Origin of the sequence: Campylobacter sp. RM16189, assembly GCF_012978815.1 — a bacterium.
Classification (GTDB): Bacteria; Campylobacterota; Campylobacteria; order Campylobacterales; family Campylobacteraceae; genus Campylobacter_A.
The window spans coordinates 70728-85353 of sequence record NZ_LIWR01000007.1; the positions used below are offsets into that span (position 1 = coordinate 70728).

At 38.6% G+C, this 14626-nt stretch carries 18 protein-coding genes; 8 read left to right on the plus strand and 10 right to left on the minus strand.

Annotation, left to right across the window (positions count from 1 at the left end):
* The first annotated feature begins 61 nt into the window (after positions 1–61).
* A complete protein-coding gene (locus CDOM16189_RS06550) occupies positions 62–418 on the plus strand; it encodes a nitrous oxide-stimulated promoter family protein (RefSeq protein WP_170000868.1) in 357 nt (118 codons plus the stop codon).
* Positions 419–456: 38 nt separating this feature from the next.
* Here the strand turns inward: CDOM16189_RS06550 and dsbD are convergent, their stop codons facing one another.
* Positions 457–2217, minus strand: a complete 1761-nt coding sequence (gene dsbD, locus CDOM16189_RS06555; RefSeq protein WP_170000869.1) for a protein-disulfide reductase DsbD — start codon at positions 2215–2217, stop codon at positions 457–459.
* 143 nt (positions 2218–2360) lie between these two features.
* Here dsbD and ppk2 point away from each other — a divergent pair, with 143 nt between their 5' ends.
* Positions 2361–3182 carry a polyphosphate kinase 2 gene (ppk2, locus tag CDOM16189_RS06560; protein ID WP_170000870.1) on the plus strand — a complete coding sequence of 274 codons (822 nt, stop codon included), beginning with the start codon at positions 2361–2363 and terminating at the stop codon, positions 3180–3182.
* Between the two features lie 34 nt (positions 3183–3216).
* Here ppk2 and CDOM16189_RS06565 read toward each other — a convergent pair whose 3' ends face one another.
* The 8 genes from CDOM16189_RS06565 to rpoD form a co-directional block, all read right to left on the minus strand.
* A complete protein-coding gene (locus CDOM16189_RS06565; RefSeq protein ID WP_170000871.1) occupies positions 3217–3654 on the minus strand; it encodes a hypothetical protein in 438 nt (145 codons plus the stop codon).
* 52 nt (positions 3655–3706) lie between these two features.
* Entirely contained in the window at positions 3707–3853 is a 147-nt protein-coding gene (locus CDOM16189_RS06570) for a hypothetical protein (RefSeq protein ID WP_169974968.1), read from the minus strand.
* 42 nt (positions 3854–3895) lie between these two features.
* Positions 3896–4657, minus strand: coding sequence for an ABC transporter ATP-binding protein (locus CDOM16189_RS06575; protein ID WP_170000872.1), 762 nt, complete (start codon positions 4655–4657; stop codon positions 3896–3898).
* Entirely contained in the window at positions 4641–5621 is a 981-nt protein-coding gene (locus CDOM16189_RS06580) for a FecCD family ABC transporter permease (protein ID WP_170000873.1), read from the minus strand. The genes CDOM16189_RS06575 and CDOM16189_RS06580 overlap by 17 nt, the downstream gene beginning before the upstream one ends.
* Complete coding sequence (locus CDOM16189_RS09865; protein WP_249321596.1) at positions 5618–5788, minus strand: hypothetical protein; 171 nt, start codon at positions 5786–5788, stop codon at positions 5618–5620. The genes CDOM16189_RS06580 and CDOM16189_RS09865 overlap by 4 nt, the downstream gene beginning before the upstream one ends.
* Complete coding sequence (locus CDOM16189_RS09870; RefSeq protein ID WP_349304339.1) at positions 5789–6373, minus strand: ABC transporter substrate-binding protein; 585 nt, start codon at positions 6371–6373, stop codon at positions 5789–5791.
* 5 nt (positions 6374–6378) lie between these two features.
* Positions 6379–6654 carry a TroA family protein gene (locus CDOM16189_RS09875; protein ID WP_249321598.1) on the minus strand — a complete coding sequence of 92 codons (276 nt, stop codon included), beginning with the start codon at positions 6652–6654 and terminating at the stop codon, positions 6379–6381.
* A 260-nt stretch (positions 6655–6914) separates the two neighbouring features.
* Complete coding sequence (gene rpoD / locus CDOM16189_RS06590) at positions 6915–8750, minus strand: RNA polymerase sigma factor RpoD (RefSeq protein ID WP_502707258.1); 1836 nt, start codon at positions 8748–8750, stop codon at positions 6915–6917.
* A 154-nt stretch (positions 8751–8904) separates the two neighbouring features.
* On the opposite strand from rpoD, the gene CDOM16189_RS06595 reads away from it, so the two are divergent.
* The 6 genes from CDOM16189_RS06595 (at position 8905) to CDOM16189_RS06620 (ending at position 13629) form a co-directional block, all read left to right on the plus strand.
* A complete protein-coding gene (locus tag CDOM16189_RS06595) occupies positions 8905–9717 on the plus strand; it encodes a flagellar hook-basal body protein (protein ID WP_169974975.1) in 813 nt (270 codons plus the stop codon).
* 82 nt (positions 9718–9799) lie between these two features.
* Positions 9800–10588, plus strand: coding sequence for a flagellar basal-body rod protein FlgG (gene flgG / locus CDOM16189_RS06600; protein WP_169974976.1), 789 nt, complete (start codon positions 9800–9802; stop codon positions 10586–10588).
* Positions 10589–10736: 148 nt separating this feature from the next.
* Complete coding sequence (locus tag CDOM16189_RS06605) at positions 10737–11399, plus strand: AzlC family ABC transporter permease (RefSeq protein WP_169974978.1); 663 nt, start codon at positions 10737–10739, stop codon at positions 11397–11399.
* The gene (locus tag CDOM16189_RS06610; RefSeq protein ID WP_169974979.1) at positions 11396–11749 is read left to right on the plus strand and encodes a branched-chain amino acid transporter permease; all 354 of its coding nucleotides are present in this window, start codon (positions 11396–11398) and stop codon (positions 11747–11749) included. Before CDOM16189_RS06605 ends, CDOM16189_RS06610 begins: the two co-directional genes overlap by 4 nt.
* A gap of 130 nt (positions 11750–11879) precedes the next feature.
* Positions 11880–12926 (plus strand): type II asparaginase, encoded by a 1047-nt coding sequence (locus CDOM16189_RS06615; RefSeq protein WP_169974981.1) that lies wholly within the window; start codon positions 11880–11882, stop codon positions 12924–12926.
* 106 nt (positions 12927–13032) lie between these two features.
* Entirely contained in the window at positions 13033–13629 is a 597-nt protein-coding gene (locus CDOM16189_RS06620) for a LysE family transporter (protein ID WP_169974983.1), read from the plus strand.
* Between the two features lies 1 nt (position 13630).
* Here CDOM16189_RS06620 and CDOM16189_RS06625 read toward each other — a convergent pair whose 3' ends face one another.
* Complete coding sequence (locus CDOM16189_RS06625) at positions 13631–14596, minus strand: SLAC1 anion channel family protein (protein ID WP_169974985.1); 966 nt, start codon at positions 14594–14596, stop codon at positions 13631–13633.
* Positions 14597–14626 lie beyond the last annotated feature (30 nt).

The following is a 14626-nucleotide window of genomic DNA, read 5'->3' on the forward strand; positions in this document are numbered from 1 at the left end:
GTTGATTTAAATTAACGATTTGTGCGATGAAATTTGCTAAATTTACGCCAAAGGAAACAAAATGACGCAAGAAAAATTTATAGAGCAAGTTAGCACAATGGCAAAGTTTTTGAAGACAAACTGCGAAGATAATCACTCGGGTGCGCCTAAAAAAGATATAAATTTAAGGTTATCTTACAAGGGAGAGGATCTAAATTTTAACGTCTCTACAACGCTTTGCAAAGAGTGCGAGGAGCTGTTTTACTACTCGCATGAAAGGCTTGGCGAATGCCCGCACGAGATAAAACCAAGCTGCAGAAAATGCCCTCATCCGTGCTACGAAAAAAGCAGATGGAAACAGATGGCAAAGATAATGAGATATAGCGGCATGAAGCTTGGGCTTACGAAACTTAAAAAACTATTTAGGTTAGCTTCATAACAACATCACGTATCTTAAATTTATGCAAAAGTAGCAATTCAAAATACAAATTTATCCAAGTGCTCTATAAATTTCTTAGGCTCATAAAATCCTATAGCTCTTGCGCTTTTTAGCTCCTCTTCGCCCTTGTAAAATATCAGAGCAGGCGGTCCTATGAGTCCAAATTTTTTCATTAGTTCGTTATCTTCACTCGTGCCTTTTGTCACATCGACTCTTAAAAGAGTAAAATTTTCAAGCCTTTTAAGCACTGCCTCGTCTTTGAATGTTATTTCGTCAAGCTCGTTGCAGCTTACGCACCAAGTAGCGTAAAAATCTATCATCACAGGCTTGCTTGAGCTTTTTATAGCATTTTCAAGCTCGTTTACGTTTGATACGCTGATAAATTTCGCCTCTTTGCTCGCACCACTACTTGAAATTCCAAAATTTGCCAGCGGATTTAGCAGGGATTTTGCTCCCGTAAAAGAGCCGATAATGAGTATAAAAGCGTAGATAAAAAGCGTTAAAGAAGCCGATTTTATAATCTTTTTGCCTGCGCTTGTATTTTCGCTTGTGCTATCAAATGCTCCGAAAAATACGCTCATAAATACAGCCGTAACACCATACAGCAAAAACTCCACACGAGAGCCAAGTACGCGCGCACTAAGCCATATCGCCATAAATATCATGATAAAGCCAAAGAGTCTTTTTATATTATCCATCCAAATTCCCGGGCGCGGAAGCAGCTTGCCGGAACTTGCACCGATGATTAGAAGCGGTACGCCCATACCAAGCCCCATGATAAATAGAGCCGATCCGCCAAATAGCACATTTCCGCTTTGCGCTATATAAAGTAGCACGCCTGCAAGCGGAGCTGCGACACATGGACTTGCTATGAGCGCCGATAAAAATCCCATGATAAAAATTCCGGCGACCCCGTCCTTGCTTTCAGCCTTTTTGTTAAGTAAATTTTGTATTTTTAACGGCATTTGAAACTCGTAAAGTCCAAACATCGATAAAGCAAGAGCGACAAAGACCAAGCTAAAGCCGATAAGCACGGCAGGAGTTTGAAGCATGCCGCTAAGCCCCGCGCCAAAGACGCTTGCGATGATGCCCACCACCGCGTAAGCTAGCGCCATGGCAAGCACGTATACGAGCGAGAACCAAAATCCTCGTTTTGCGCTTAATTTTTCTCCTGATTTGGATACAATAATGCTTGAAAGTATTGGTATCATAGGAAATATACAAGGGGTAAGCGAAAGCAAAATTCCATAACCAAAAAACGTAATAAGCGAGAGAATGAAGTTTTTGTCGCTTAAATTTTTAGCGATCCCCTCTTGCTCTGAAAGCTCGTTGCCGCTAGGTAGGCTCGAAGCCGCGGGCGTATCGTCATCCTTTGGCACGAGGGCTATTTTGTATCCGCTTAAACCTTTTGATACGTTATAGTTATTTACTTGCGGTTGATAGCAGATACCGTCTTTTGCACAGCCTTGATACTCAAGCGTTAAGCCAAAGCTATCGTTTTGGTTTATATCTTTAAGCAGATTTATCGGCACAAATAGGCTAAATTTCTCAGGGTAAATATCAAATGTGCCGTCGTTTGTAAATTTAGGCAAATTTAGCTGATCGTTTAGGAGTTTACCACCGCTAAGAACCTTTACAGTGTCCTTATATACGTAAATATCTTTGGCGAGATCAAATCTAAATTCGACATTTTGGCTATCGGTTTTTGCGCTCAGTCCAAAAGCTTCAGCGACCGAAAGCGGATCGGCAAAAGCTGAGATAATAGATAAAAATATAGAAAAAATCGCTCTTTTAAACATAATTGTCCTTAAAAATTTCTGGTCGTATTTTACAAAAATAATATAAAGCCAGTGTTAAATATGCAGGAATATAGCGTGCTTAATTTAAATTTAAGAATCTAAAAAGTAGCATTTGATATATGAAATTTTTAAAAGGAAGCCTCATGTCAAAACATAAAAAAGAAGATAAGCATAACCACGATAAATTCGACTACGAACACGAGCTTAGAAAGCTTCAGATCGAGCTTTTGAAATTTCAAAACCATGTAAAAGAGCAGGGCTTAAGAGTGCTTATCATCGTTGAGGGGCGTGACGCGGCAGGCAAAGGCGGAAGCATAAAGCGCCTAACCGAGCATCTAAACCCGCGCGGATGTCGCATAGTCGCACTTGAAAAACCAAGCGATGTGGAGCGCTCGCAGTGGTATTTCCAAAGATATGTGGCGCACCTTCCAAGCGCAGGAGAGATCGTGATATTTGACCGCTCTTGGTATAACAGAGCCGGAGTTGAGCCTGTGATGGGATTTTGCACGCAAGAAGAGCATAAAGAATTCTTGCGCGAGGTGCCAAAATTTGAAGAGATGATAAAAAACTCAGGCATAATTTTCTTTAAATTTTACTTGTCGGTTTCAAAAGAGGAGCAGAAAAAACGCTTCAAAGAGCGCCTTACCGATCCGCTTAAGCAGTTTAAAATTTCGCCAGTAGACGCTAAAAGCCAAGAGCTTTGGGATCAATACACTATCGCCAAATACTCCATGCTGCTTGCTTCAAACACGCCTGCTTGCCCATGGACGATAGTTGCGTCTGATAGCAAAAAGCACGCGCGGATAAATATATTTAGGCATATTTTGGCAAATGTCGAATATCCAAAAAAGATAGACGCGAAAAATTTTGAATGCGACCCTGATATCGTAAGAAGCGGCGAAGAGGAGATAAGGCTGATGGAGGTAAATTTAAAGAGCGATAACTTCTCTAAAATGAAGGGCTAGGTTGACGCTTTAAGAGATATTTAATTAGAGATAACTAAATATCTCTAATTACTTTTTCTACCTTTCTCCACGCAAAAATTTGCACTAGTGGCGGTATCATCATTATTATCTCTGATGCCATATAGAGCAATATGAGTGTTTGCAGCGAATATCCCAAGCCAAAATTAGGCAGAGTCCTTAAAAACATTATCACTATAAAACAAAAAATAGAGACGAAAATGTATGTTTTAAAAAGCCCGTTTTGCGTTATTTTGGCTAGTCTTAAATTTATCCTAAACCACGCTGCTGCGACGTATATCAGCACAATAAACACCGCTAAACCTAAGATGTTAAAAATCGCTTCGTTGTTTTTAGTAAAAAGCATTAGGGCGGCTAAACCCACCATGATAAATGTCGCCATAATGCTTTTTTTAAAGATGTCAAATACCTCGTTTTGAGAGATATCCTGAATGGCTTTTAGGGCGTTCCACATATATACAACACTGGCTAGAGGCTATGAGCAAAAGCGCATTTAAAGCAAGTCTTTAGCTTGGATATTCGATTTTGATGAAAAATCCGATTAGAAACGGCACTGCTAAGCTAGCAAACATGATAGCGCTTGATATGATCCCGTCTCTTCTAGCCTTTGCTAGCCTCTCATCTTGCTCAACCAAAATTTCATTATCATGCATTAAATTCTCCTTCATTAAGCTAGGCGTAATCATACATAAAATTTACTTTTGCGTGCTAAAAATTTGCGTTATGCTTGGTATTTGCTTGCCCTCTATATCAAATTTCACTCCCCTTATATCCACATCATAAAGAGAGCTTAAATTCTCTTCGTTTAGCACTTCGCTACTTTTGCCAAAGACATAGCTAAGGTCGTTTTTAAGGATGAGAGTGCTGTCAGCTACGGCTAGAGCGTGGTTTGGCTGATGAGTGGTAAAGACGATACTTGCATTGCTTTGCTTTTTTAAATTACGAATCAGCGTTAAAACCCTATCTTGGTTTTTTAGATCAAGTGCGCTTGCAGGCTCGTCTAAAAACATCACTTCGCTTCTGCTGGCAATCGCTCTAGCGAAGAGGACAAGCTGCCTTTGTCCGCCTGAAAGGGAGTTGAAGCTTTTATTTTTAAGATGTGAAATTTCTAAGCTATGAAGTGCGTCTTCGCAAATTTTAACATCCTCTTTGCTTGGCTTTGAAAAAAGCGAAATTTCACGAATTCTCCCCATCAAAACTATATCAAGCACACTATAGTCAAACGCAACGCTAAAATTTTGCGGTAAAAAGGCGAATTTGGCCTGTGTTTTTACTTCGCCCTCTTTGAGCTTTAAAACTCCCATCATGCAAAACATAAGCGTGCTTTTGCCTTGCCCGTTTAGTCCAAGTATCGCTAGTGTTTCGCCTTTGGCAAGGGCGAAATTTAGCCTGCGAAAGAGAAATTTTTGCTCCTCGTAGTAAAATCCAGCATCTTTTATCTCAAGCAGATTTTGCATTTGACGCGCTCCTTTTTAAGAGTATCGCAAAAACTGGGCTTCCGATGAGTGCTGAAAGTATGCTAAGAGGCACTTCCACGCTGCTTATGCTTCTAGCTAAGTCATCTACAAACAGCATAAATATAGCTCCTATAACGAAGCAAGCGGGCATCGAGCTAGTGTGGTCGCTTCCGCATATGGGCCTTGCGATGTGAGGCACGACAAGTCCGATCCAGCCGATATTTCCGCTTACACTTACCTGCACGGCGATAAGAAGAGTGCAAAGGATCAGTATGAATGATCGAAGAAGCGTGATGTTTACGCCTAAAACTTTAAGATCATCATCGTTTAGGCTAAGCAGGTTAAATCTATATCTAAGCATGATCAAAAGTGTCGCGCAAGGCAGGCTGATAACGGCTAAAAGCGTGAGTTTATCGTAGTTTGCGCTTACGAAGCTTCCAAGTAGCCAGTAAATGATGTTTGGCAAAACTTCTTCGTTATCGGCAAGATACTGCACTAGGCTTGTAAGTGCGGCAAATACACCGTTTATGACGATACCTGCTAAGATGAGAGAGAAAATGTCAGCTTTGGAGACAAATTTAGCTAGGAAAAATAGCGCTAAAAGAGCTAAAATTCCAAAGAAAAAGGCAAAACCTACGATGTAAAATGAGCCAAAACCTATGAGTATGCAAAGCGCTCCGCCAAATGCCGCTGCGGTGCTAACTCCTACGATATGAGGGCCTACGAGCGGGTTTTTAAAAACGGCTTGCAAGCTAAGCCCGCTAAGCGCCAAAACTCCGCCGCAAAGGCTTGAAAGCAAAATTCTAGGCACTCTAATGCCCCAAATAACGCTTTTAGCCGTTTCATTATCGCTACTACCTATTAAAATGCTTAAAACTTCGCTAAATTCGATGTGATACTGCCCCAACCCAAGCGAGACGAGGCAGGTTATAATCCAAATGGCGATGAGAGTGGAAAGTCTCATTTAGAGTATGATGTGCGGTAGAATTTTTGATAAAACTCCTCAACTTTCTTATCAAAATCTACACCTTTAAAATGCTCAGGATATAGCCTTATAGCCAGCCATTCCTCGCCAAGCGCCATGGCTTCTGCCGTAGGATAGCCCCAAGCTTTGGCAAATTCAGGCAACATTTAAATTTTATTCATCTTGATAGCCGTTACGTTTGCAAGCTGAGGGTTTGACTTAAGCTCGTTTGGGACCTGCGGATAGCGCTCTTGGACAAATATCATGTCGGGATTATAAGCGATTAAATTTTCGGCTGAAATTTGCTTATAGCCTTTGATATCTTTTGCAGCCACGTTTTCTCCGCCCGCTCTTGCAAACAGCACTCCCGTGTATTTGCCGCTTCCATAGGTAGTAAGATCGGGATTTGCCATGTAAATTCTAACTTTTTTGTCTATCTTTAGGCTATCCATTTTGCTTTTTAAGAAGGCTTGTTGATCTTTTACAAATTTAATGAGCTCAGCCGCTTCTTTTTCACGGTTTGCCACTTTGCCAAGTATCTCAACGCCTTCATAGTAGCCTTCTGTGTAAGCTTTGGCTTCGTCTTCAAGCGTAGGATTTAGCTTGTCTTTTTCTTTATCCTCTCTTTTTGAAAAGCTGATGCCAACAACTGGTATCTTAAGCTCTTCCATTTTTGCGATATATTCGCTTGGGATGTAATTGGTTACTATAACGACATCAGGCTTTAGCTTGAGAACCGATTCGTAGTTTATGACCTTTAGGTCTCCAGGGTCGGCATATCCTTAAGGCTTGGAGCAAGGCGAGCATAGTTCTTGCCAAGCGCTTTTTCCCAAGTTTCAAGCACGCCAACGACCTTATCCATGGCGTTTATTTGATTAAGCACGTTTAGACTTTGGTGCTGAAGTACGATTATGTGCTTAACCTCATCAGGAAGAGTTACGTCCCTGCCCAGTTGATCGGTGATGACACGGTCTGCAAATAAAGATGAAGCGCAAAGCGCAAGACTTAATACAAGAGTTGAAATTTTACTCATGTTCTCTCCTTTAAATTATTAGAATATATTTTGTAAAGCTTTAAATTTAAGGGATTAAAACTAAAAATATAAAACTATATATTATAAATCATAATGAGTAAATTTTATACAAAAACTGAAATTTAGAAAAATTTTTGGGTTAAAAACACAAGAATGAAATTTGTATGTATCTGAGTGGAATTTTAAATTTATTGATATCTGAGCGGTGAATTTTGATGTGTAAATTCGTATAAATGCAGAGCGTGAGAGGCTAGTATAAACTAGCCCTCGATGTAGTTTTTAAGCTTTCTTCCGACTTTTGGATGTTTTAGCTTTTTGATCGCCGAGCTTTCTATCTGGCGGACACGCTCGCGAGTGACATTTAGCTCCTTGCCGATCTCTTCAAGTGTGCGATCGCTTTCATCTTCAAGCAAGCCAAATCTCATCCTAATAACTGCTTTTTCGCGCTCGTTTAACTGATCAAGAACTTCGTCGATTTGCTCCTTAAGGTCGTTTTTAAGGATATGATCCATCGGGCTTAGCGAGCTTCTATCCTCGACAAAATCACCAAATTTACCGTCTTCTTCGTTGCCAATAGGCGCTTCAAGGCTGATAGGCTCTTTTGTTATCTTAATAACTTGTTTAACTTTATCCACACTTAAACCAACCTCTTTGGCGATGATGCTTACATCAGGTTCTTTTCCCTCTTCTTGTAGGTATTTGCGGTTGATTTTGTTTATCCTGTTTATAGTCTCTATCATGTGGATAGGTATGCGGATAGTGCGCGCCTGATCGGCTATCGCGCGGCTTATGGCTTGGCGTATCCACCATGTGGCGTAGGTTGAAAATTTATAGCCTTTTTTATACTCAAATTTATCAACCGCCTTCATAAGACCGATATTTCCTTCTTGGATGAGGTCTAAAAACGGCAAACCGCGGTTTGTGTAGCGCTTGGCGATACTTACGACAAGACGCAAGTTTGACTTGGCCATTCTGGTTTTTGCCTCGTCTGAAATTTTCTTACCGCGTTTTATCTGCTCTAAAATTTCTTTTAACTGGACAGGATCAAGGTCAAATCCTTGCTTGCTCGCCTCTTTTGTTTGAAATAGCTTTTTGATCTCGACATAGGTTGAAACCATCGTAGCCTCAGGCACGCGAGCGATGATATCTTCTTTGCTGAGTTTAATGATGTCTTTTAGTATGCTTTTGTGATTTTTCTTAAGCTCGTCGCTAAACATAGGCAGTTTATACTCAAGTCTTTTAAGCTCTCTATCAAACTCATCATCACTCTTTAGGGCTGTCTCTATCGATTTTACGATTTCGCTTATAAGCTTGCTTGTGGGGCCAAGATCCATTAGCTTGTCTTTTAGAATTTTCTTTTTAAAGGCTAATGTCAGCTTTGCTAAAAGCTCATCTTCTTGCTCGACATCGCTTTGTTTGTTAGCCATTTTCATCCAGTCTTTTTTAGCCTTTTCAAGCGCTTTGAAGCTCTCTATAACCTTTTCGGCTCTTTTGTCCTCTTTTTTAGAAGGTTTTTTTGAGGTTTCCTCTTCAAATTCCGCCTCTTCGTCAAATTCCTCCTCTTCTTCGTTTTCGCTGTTATCTTCATCGTCAAAGCTCTTAAATAGCTCTTTGACTCTTCTTTCGCGGTTTATAAGAGGCTCTTTATAGTCAAGTATAAAATCAATCAAGTATGGCACCGAACAAAACGCATCGATAATGATATCTTCGCCTAGTTCGATCTTTTTGCTTATTTCAACTTCTTCGTCTTTTGTAAGAAGTGAAATTTGACCCATTTCGCGCAGATACATCCTGACAGGACTATCAGAGCGTGACCATTCAAGTAGATCATTTTCGCTTGCCAGATCAAATTCGTCCTCTAGGCTTTCGTCTTGAAGCCTCTCTCTCTCTTCGCGGCGTTTTTTAGCATCTTCGATATTTTTTAGTTTGGCGATTTCTGCTGCAGTTATGAGTTTAATTTTGTGGGTCTTGGCTAAGGCTTCTATTTTTTTTGCTATTGCACCAGTGGGTGCTTTTTCAAAAAATTTGATAAGTTTTTCGTAAGTTACATAGCCTTTGGCGTTTTCTTGAAACAGTTCTTCTATAAGTGACAACATCTCTTTTTTTGCGCTCATCAGTGGATTCCTTTGCCGCTATTTTTTACTAAAAGGGACTTATTATACTCAGATTTATTTAAATATGTCTGAAAGGTAATCTGGAACGTATCTTGCTTTATCTTGTTTTAAATATCAAATTTTAGGAAAATTTATAATGCAAAACGGATATTATCAAGCAACGGGTGCGATGGTTACGCAGTTTAACCGCCTTGATGTAATCTCAAACAATCTTGCAAACATAAACACAATCGGCTTTAAGCGTGATGATGTGGTTGTGGGGGATTTTGAGAGAATTTTTCAAGAGTTTAGAGATGTTTTACCGCTTGAAAATCACACAAAGCAGGCTGCTAAATTTTTAAACCGAACTATCGATAGAGTGCCTCAAATTTCAGAGCAGTATGTTGATTTTAGCAATAGCGGCATGAAATTTACGGGCAATACGCTTGACTTTGCTATAAAGCGCGAGGATCTGTTTTTCTTGGTTGAAACTAAAACCGGAGAGGTTAGACTTACTAAAAACGGAGCTTTTAGCCTTGATAGCGAGGGCTTTTTAGTGACAAAAGAAGGCTTTAGAGTGCTTCCGAGCAATTATTTTGAAGGCGGGGCAAACGGGATACAGATTCCTCAAGATGAGAGACTAAGTGTCGATAAAAACGGAAATATCTACGCAAATGACGAGCAGATCGCAAGATTTTACCTAGCTCAGCCAAAAGAGATGAGAAACCTCACAAAAGAGGGCGATAATCTATACGTTTTGCCTGATTTAAAGGAGCTAAGGGATCTTGGCGATGATGTGGATGCTGTCGCTCAAGGTTACACTCAAATTTCAAATGTAAATGCCGTAACCGAGATGGTTGGACTTATAGAGACAAACCGATTAGTTGATATGTATCAAAAAGTGATGAGAAGCCATATGGACGATCTTAATCAAGATGCCATCAGTAAACTGGCTAATATTAAGGCTTAGTTTATTTATGGTTTTTGGAACGTATTTTGCTAGTTAGTTATATTATAAATTATAAGAAAATTAAGAAAGGAAATTTAAGACTATGATGAGGTCAATTTACTCAGCTGCAACCGGTATGATAGCGCAGCAGACCCAAATAGACGTAACTTCACACAATATCTCAAACGTAAATACAATGGGTTATAAAAAAAACAGAGCTGAATTTGCCGATCTTATGTATCAAGTGATGGAGTATGCTGGTACGGCTTCAAGCACTACTACAAAGAGTCCAACTGGTATAGAGGTCGGTCTTGGAGTGCGCCCTACTGCGATAACTAAAATTTTCTCTCAAGGATATTTTAAAGAGACTGGCAACAACTTAGATATGGTAATAGCTGGCAATGGTTTTTTTCAAGTGCAGCTTCCAGACGGCACTACGGCCTATACAAGAAACGGGGCTTTTAAGCTTGATAGTGAGGGAACTATAGTAAATTCCGACGGATATATTCTTCTTCCTCAGATGAGTGTTCCTGCAAATGCAACTCAAATTTCTGTAGGGGTTGATGGCACCGTATCTGTGCTTCAGTCCGGAAACACGGAAATGGTGCAGATAGGTCAAATTGAGCTTGCAAATTTCATAAATCCAAGCGGGCTTCACGCGATGGGCGATAACAACTACCTTCCTACAGGCTCAAGCGGCGATGTGGTAGTAGGAACGGCAGGACTTGACGGATTTGGTCAGATCAAGCAAGGATTTGTCGAGATGAGTAACGTTCAGTTGGTTGAAGAGATGACTGATCTTATCACCGGTCAGCGTGCGTATGAAGCCAATTCAAAGGCAATAACGACAAGCGATGACATGCTTCAAATCGTAAATAATCTTAAGAGATAAGCCATGATATATCTTATCTTGATAATCGCGCTTATCCTTGGAATTTGGGTGTTTGATGCGATATACTTTGGCGAGAGTTCAAAAGGACTATAAAATTTAATAAAATTTGAGTAATATTCGCCTTAAATTTTAAATCGCAAGGCTAATATTGAGCTTTTATACCATTTTTAAGATCACAATTCCTGTTATGCTCGGTTTTATTCCGCTTGGTATAGCCTTTGGATTGCTTGCTGAAAATATAGGCGTAGCTCCTCTTGTGACCATGGCTTTAAGCTTGATAGTATATGCCGGAGCAGGGCAATTTGCCTTGCTTTCGATGCTTAGTGCGGGTACGGGTTTGGTTGAAATTTTTATCGCAAGTTATGTTATAAATTTGCGCCATACTTTTTATTCGCTCGCCCTTTTGAAGGACTTTAAGGGGCTTAAGTTTAAATACTACAACATCTTTGCCTTAACCGATGAAAGTTTTGCGATATTTAAGACGCTTAAGATAAATTCGCAAGAAGAAAAGGACAAAGCATACACGCTTATAAATTTGCTTACTCAAACTTACTGGGTGGTCGGCACTCTGCTTGGAATTTTAGTCGGCAAGGGCATTAGGATTGATTATAGCGGGATTGAATTTTGTCTAACGGCGCTTTTTATCGTTCTTTCTATCGAGATGTTTAAGGATGATAAAAACTACAAGCTTCTTTTCTTTTCGCTTGGACTGGGTGTGTTTGCAACCGCATTTTTCCCGCCGTCATATATGCTTTTACTATCGCTTTTCATCGGATTTACGGTTATTGTCATAGGAGATAGGGTCAAATGAGCGATATCTTAACTTCAGGCATAAATTTAAACTCAAGCCCGCTTGTTATGTCTTTAGTTGTGCTAACCGCTACGGTTGCGACGTTTTTAACCAGAGTTACGCCGTTTTGGATATTTAAAAAGGACAAGCCAAGCAAGTGGCTTTTAAGCGTTGAGCGACATATGGGGCTTTTTATAATGGTTATTTTGGTCTTTTACGCCCTTAAGGATACCAATTTTAAGGAATTTCCTTTTGGTGGACGCGAGATCGTTTCTGCTGTTTGTGCTATATTAATTCATCTTAAATTTAAAAATGCGCTTTTAAGCATAGTTTTTTCAACGGCTATTTATATGTTTCTTTTGAGAATTTAGTAGAAAAATTAAAAAATAATAAAAAAATAATATTAATTGACTTTATATAGTTTAAAGTGTATAATTCAAGCTGAAATTTCAAAATACAAGATCTTGTCGGTTTGAAACTTAAACTTCAAAGGAGACTTATATGCGTTTTTCAATAAAGGTGCTTATTGTGATGATTTTTGGTGCTACGATGGCTTTTGCTAAGCCTACGATTTACATACTGGCAACCGGTGGAACGATAGCCGGAAGTGGTTCAGGTGCTCTTGATACGAGCTATACATCAGGAACTGTTACTGTTGATAAGCTAATTGCCGCGGTGCCTGAAATAAACAAGATTGCTACAATCAAAGGCGAGCAAATTTCAAATATCGGCTCTCAAGAGATGAATAATGAGGTTTGGTTCAAACTTGCCAATAGAGTAAACGAGCTTCTAACTAGCGGCAAAGCTGACGGTGTAGTTATCACTCACGGAACAGACACAATGGAAGAGACTGCATACTTCTTAAATTTAGTCGTAAAAAGTGACAAGCCTATCGTAATGGTTGGTGCTATGAGAAGTAGTAGTTCACTTAGTGCAGACGGTCCTCTTAATATCTTTAATGCTGTAAATGTTGCTATCAATAAAGAAACAGCAGGCAAAGGCGTAGTGGTAACTATGAATGATGAAATTCACGCAGCTCGCGAAGTTACCAAGACAAACACTACAGGTGTTGAGACATTTAAATCTCCAAATGCAGGTAAAATAGGAACAGTATTTTATGGCAATGTAAAATACTATATGAGTCCGGTTCGCAAACATACTGTAAATTCAGCTTTTGATATCACAAAAATCAAAGAGCTTCCTAGAGTAGATATCATCTATAGTCATTCAAACGACAATCCTGATTTTGCTAATATTGCTATCAAAAATGGAGCAAAAGGTATAATAAGCGCCGGTATGGGTAACGGAAATCCATTCCCTACAGTTCTTGAAGTTCTTGGTGAAGGTGTTAAAAAAGGTGTAGTTGTAGTTCGTGATTCACGTGTAGGAAGTGGTGAGACTACTTTAAACGGAGAAGTTGATGACACAAAATACGGCTTTTTGGCAAGTGATAACCTAAACGCTCAAAAAGCTAGAGTATTGTTAATGCTAGCCCTTACACAAACAAACGATAAAGAAAAAATTCAAGAGTTCTTCTATACTCATTAAAATTTAGAAAAAGGCGGCGAATTTATTTTGCCGCTTTTAAATTTTTATCTTAAATTTATCCACTTTCTTTTAAAATTTTGCCAATTTTTAAACCACAAGGCTGTTTGTGAACTATCTTTTGTTTATAGCCACATTTTTTCCTATTAGTTTTATGCCTGGTATTAATATGACTTTAGCTTTAAGCATAGGTCTTAGCGTAGGTTACTTTAGGGCATTACCTATGATTTTGGGTCAGCTCTTATCTGTTGGTATTGTTGCTTTCTTGTGTATTTTAGGTGCTGCTGCTCTTATGATGAAGTATGAATTTATATTTATAATTATAAAAATTTGCGGTGCTATTTATATCATATATCTTGGCATAATGCTGTTTTTTAGTAGAGGCAAGCTGGCTTTATATCGATATAATGGAGAGATGGGTAAGATTTCTTTGTTTATACATGGAATGATTATTAGTATATCAAATCCTAAAGCTTGGATATTTTTTGCTGCCATTTTACCACCGTTTATCGATAGGCAAGATCCCTTTGGAAGCGGAATCTATCTGATTATCGCATTGCTTTTGGTTATAGAATTTATATCTCTTAGTATATATGCTCTTGGTGGAGCAGTCCTAAAAAGACTGCTCTTAAATCATCTTAGAATTTTAGAAATTTTTACAGCTTTGCTAATGTGCAGCATCGGAATTTGGATGATTGTAGGCTGATTTATTCAGCTACGCAAATTTCATTATTTTTGATTGCTTTGACCGTGAAATAGCTAACTACTCCTATAAAAAATAACAAGAATATAAAGGCTAAAATCCCAAAGCATAAGAAAATATCGCCCTTGTTAAGTTCATAAGCCCTTATAAATGCTATACTGGCAGCCGCTGTAGGAAAGGTAAATGCCCACCATGATAGGAAAAATTTAAGCTTCATAAAATTTTTATACATAAAAAATATAAGTCCCACAAAGAATAGTGTCAAATTTAAAAGTATATGCGCAAACGTATCAAAGCTCCCGGCTAGTTTCATATAGCCTAAAAATGCCACAGCTGGAGGGGCGATAAATATAAATAAAGTAGGCATAAATTTCTGAGCTAACTGATCATGAAAGATAATTCTGTAAAATATAATAGTAAATAAGACTATCCAGAAAAATACTCCTATGGAGAAGTAATACCATAAAAATTCGCTTTTACTCTCGCTTGCTATCACAACTATTAAATTTCCTACTATAGGTATAAACCAAGCCGGGTTTGAGTGGTTGATGAGCATATTTTTGTTTATCCAAAAGGCTATCACATAAAATGTAAAAAATGTTTGAAATATAAGCGCTATGTAGAATAAAATATAGTGTAAAGTGCCAATATCACGCCATAAAGCGGCTAATAAAAATAATGATATTGCAAATGCGGCAAAGAAATTTATCTTAATAGGATGATTTATTTCAGCCTTTACCTCTTCTTTATATTTTATTATTTTAATACTATAAATTATTGTGATAATGGCAAAGATAAGACTTGTCGTTAAGCGTAAAATTTCAAATAAAAAATCAGATATCTGAACTACTAAATTTAGTTTTTCGTATGCTAACGTAAGTCCTCCAAGTCCCATAATAATGGCATATAGCATAATTGGAAAATTAGATATTTTAGAAATTTGATTTTTTGTTATAGCTGCTTGATCCATAAAATTCCTTTAATTTTTTTTGCAATATTA

What these genes read in the sequence shown, in the direction of transcription:
- CDOM16189_RS06550 (WP_170000868.1), top strand. Translation starts at nt 62, where the DNA reads ATGACGCAAGAAAAATTTATAGAGCAAGTTAGCACAATGGCAAAGTTT.
- dsbD (WP_170000869.1), bottom strand. Translation starts at nt 2,217, where the DNA reads ATGTTTAAAAGAGCGATTTTTTCTATATTTTTATCTATTATCTCAGCT.
- ppk2 (WP_170000870.1), top strand. Translation starts at nt 2,361, where the DNA reads ATGTCAAAACATAAAAAAGAAGATAAGCATAACCACGATAAATTCGAC.
- CDOM16189_RS06565 (WP_170000871.1), bottom strand. Translation starts at nt 3,654, where the DNA reads ATGTGGAACGCCCTAAAAGCCATTCAGGATATCTCTCAAAACGAGGTA.
- CDOM16189_RS06570 (WP_169974968.1), bottom strand. Translation starts at nt 3,853, where the DNA reads ATGCATGATAATGAAATTTTGGTTGAGCAAGATGAGAGGCTAGCAAAG.
- CDOM16189_RS06575 (WP_170000872.1), bottom strand. Translation starts at nt 4,657, where the DNA reads ATGCAAAATCTGCTTGAGATAAAAGATGCTGGATTTTACTACGAGGAG.
- CDOM16189_RS06580 (WP_170000873.1), bottom strand. Translation starts at nt 5,621, where the DNA reads ATGAGACTTTCCACTCTCATCGCCATTTGGATTATAACCTGCCTCGTC.
- CDOM16189_RS09865 (WP_249321596.1), bottom strand. Translation starts at nt 5,788, where the DNA reads ATGTTGCCTGAATTTGCCAAAGCTTGGGGCTATCCTACGGCAGAAGCC.
- CDOM16189_RS09875 (WP_249321598.1), bottom strand. Translation starts at nt 6,654, where the DNA reads ATGAGTAAAATTTCAACTCTTGTATTAAGTCTTGCGCTTTGCGCTTCA.
- rpoD (WP_502707258.1), bottom strand. Translation starts at nt 8,750, where the DNA reads ATGTTGTCACTTATAGAAGAACTGTTTCAAGAAAACGCCAAAGGCTAT.
- CDOM16189_RS06595 (WP_169974975.1), top strand. Translation starts at nt 8,905, where the DNA reads ATGCAAAACGGATATTATCAAGCAACGGGTGCGATGGTTACGCAGTTT.
- flgG (WP_169974976.1), top strand. Translation starts at nt 9,800, where the DNA reads ATGATGAGGTCAATTTACTCAGCTGCAACCGGTATGATAGCGCAGCAG.
- CDOM16189_RS06610 (WP_169974979.1), top strand. Translation starts at nt 11,396, where the DNA reads ATGAGCGATATCTTAACTTCAGGCATAAATTTAAACTCAAGCCCGCTT.
- CDOM16189_RS06615 (WP_169974981.1), top strand. Translation starts at nt 11,880, where the DNA reads ATGCGTTTTTCAATAAAGGTGCTTATTGTGATGATTTTTGGTGCTACG.
- CDOM16189_RS06625 (WP_169974985.1), bottom strand. Translation starts at nt 14,596, where the DNA reads ATGGATCAAGCAGCTATAACAAAAAATCAAATTTCTAAAATATCTAAT.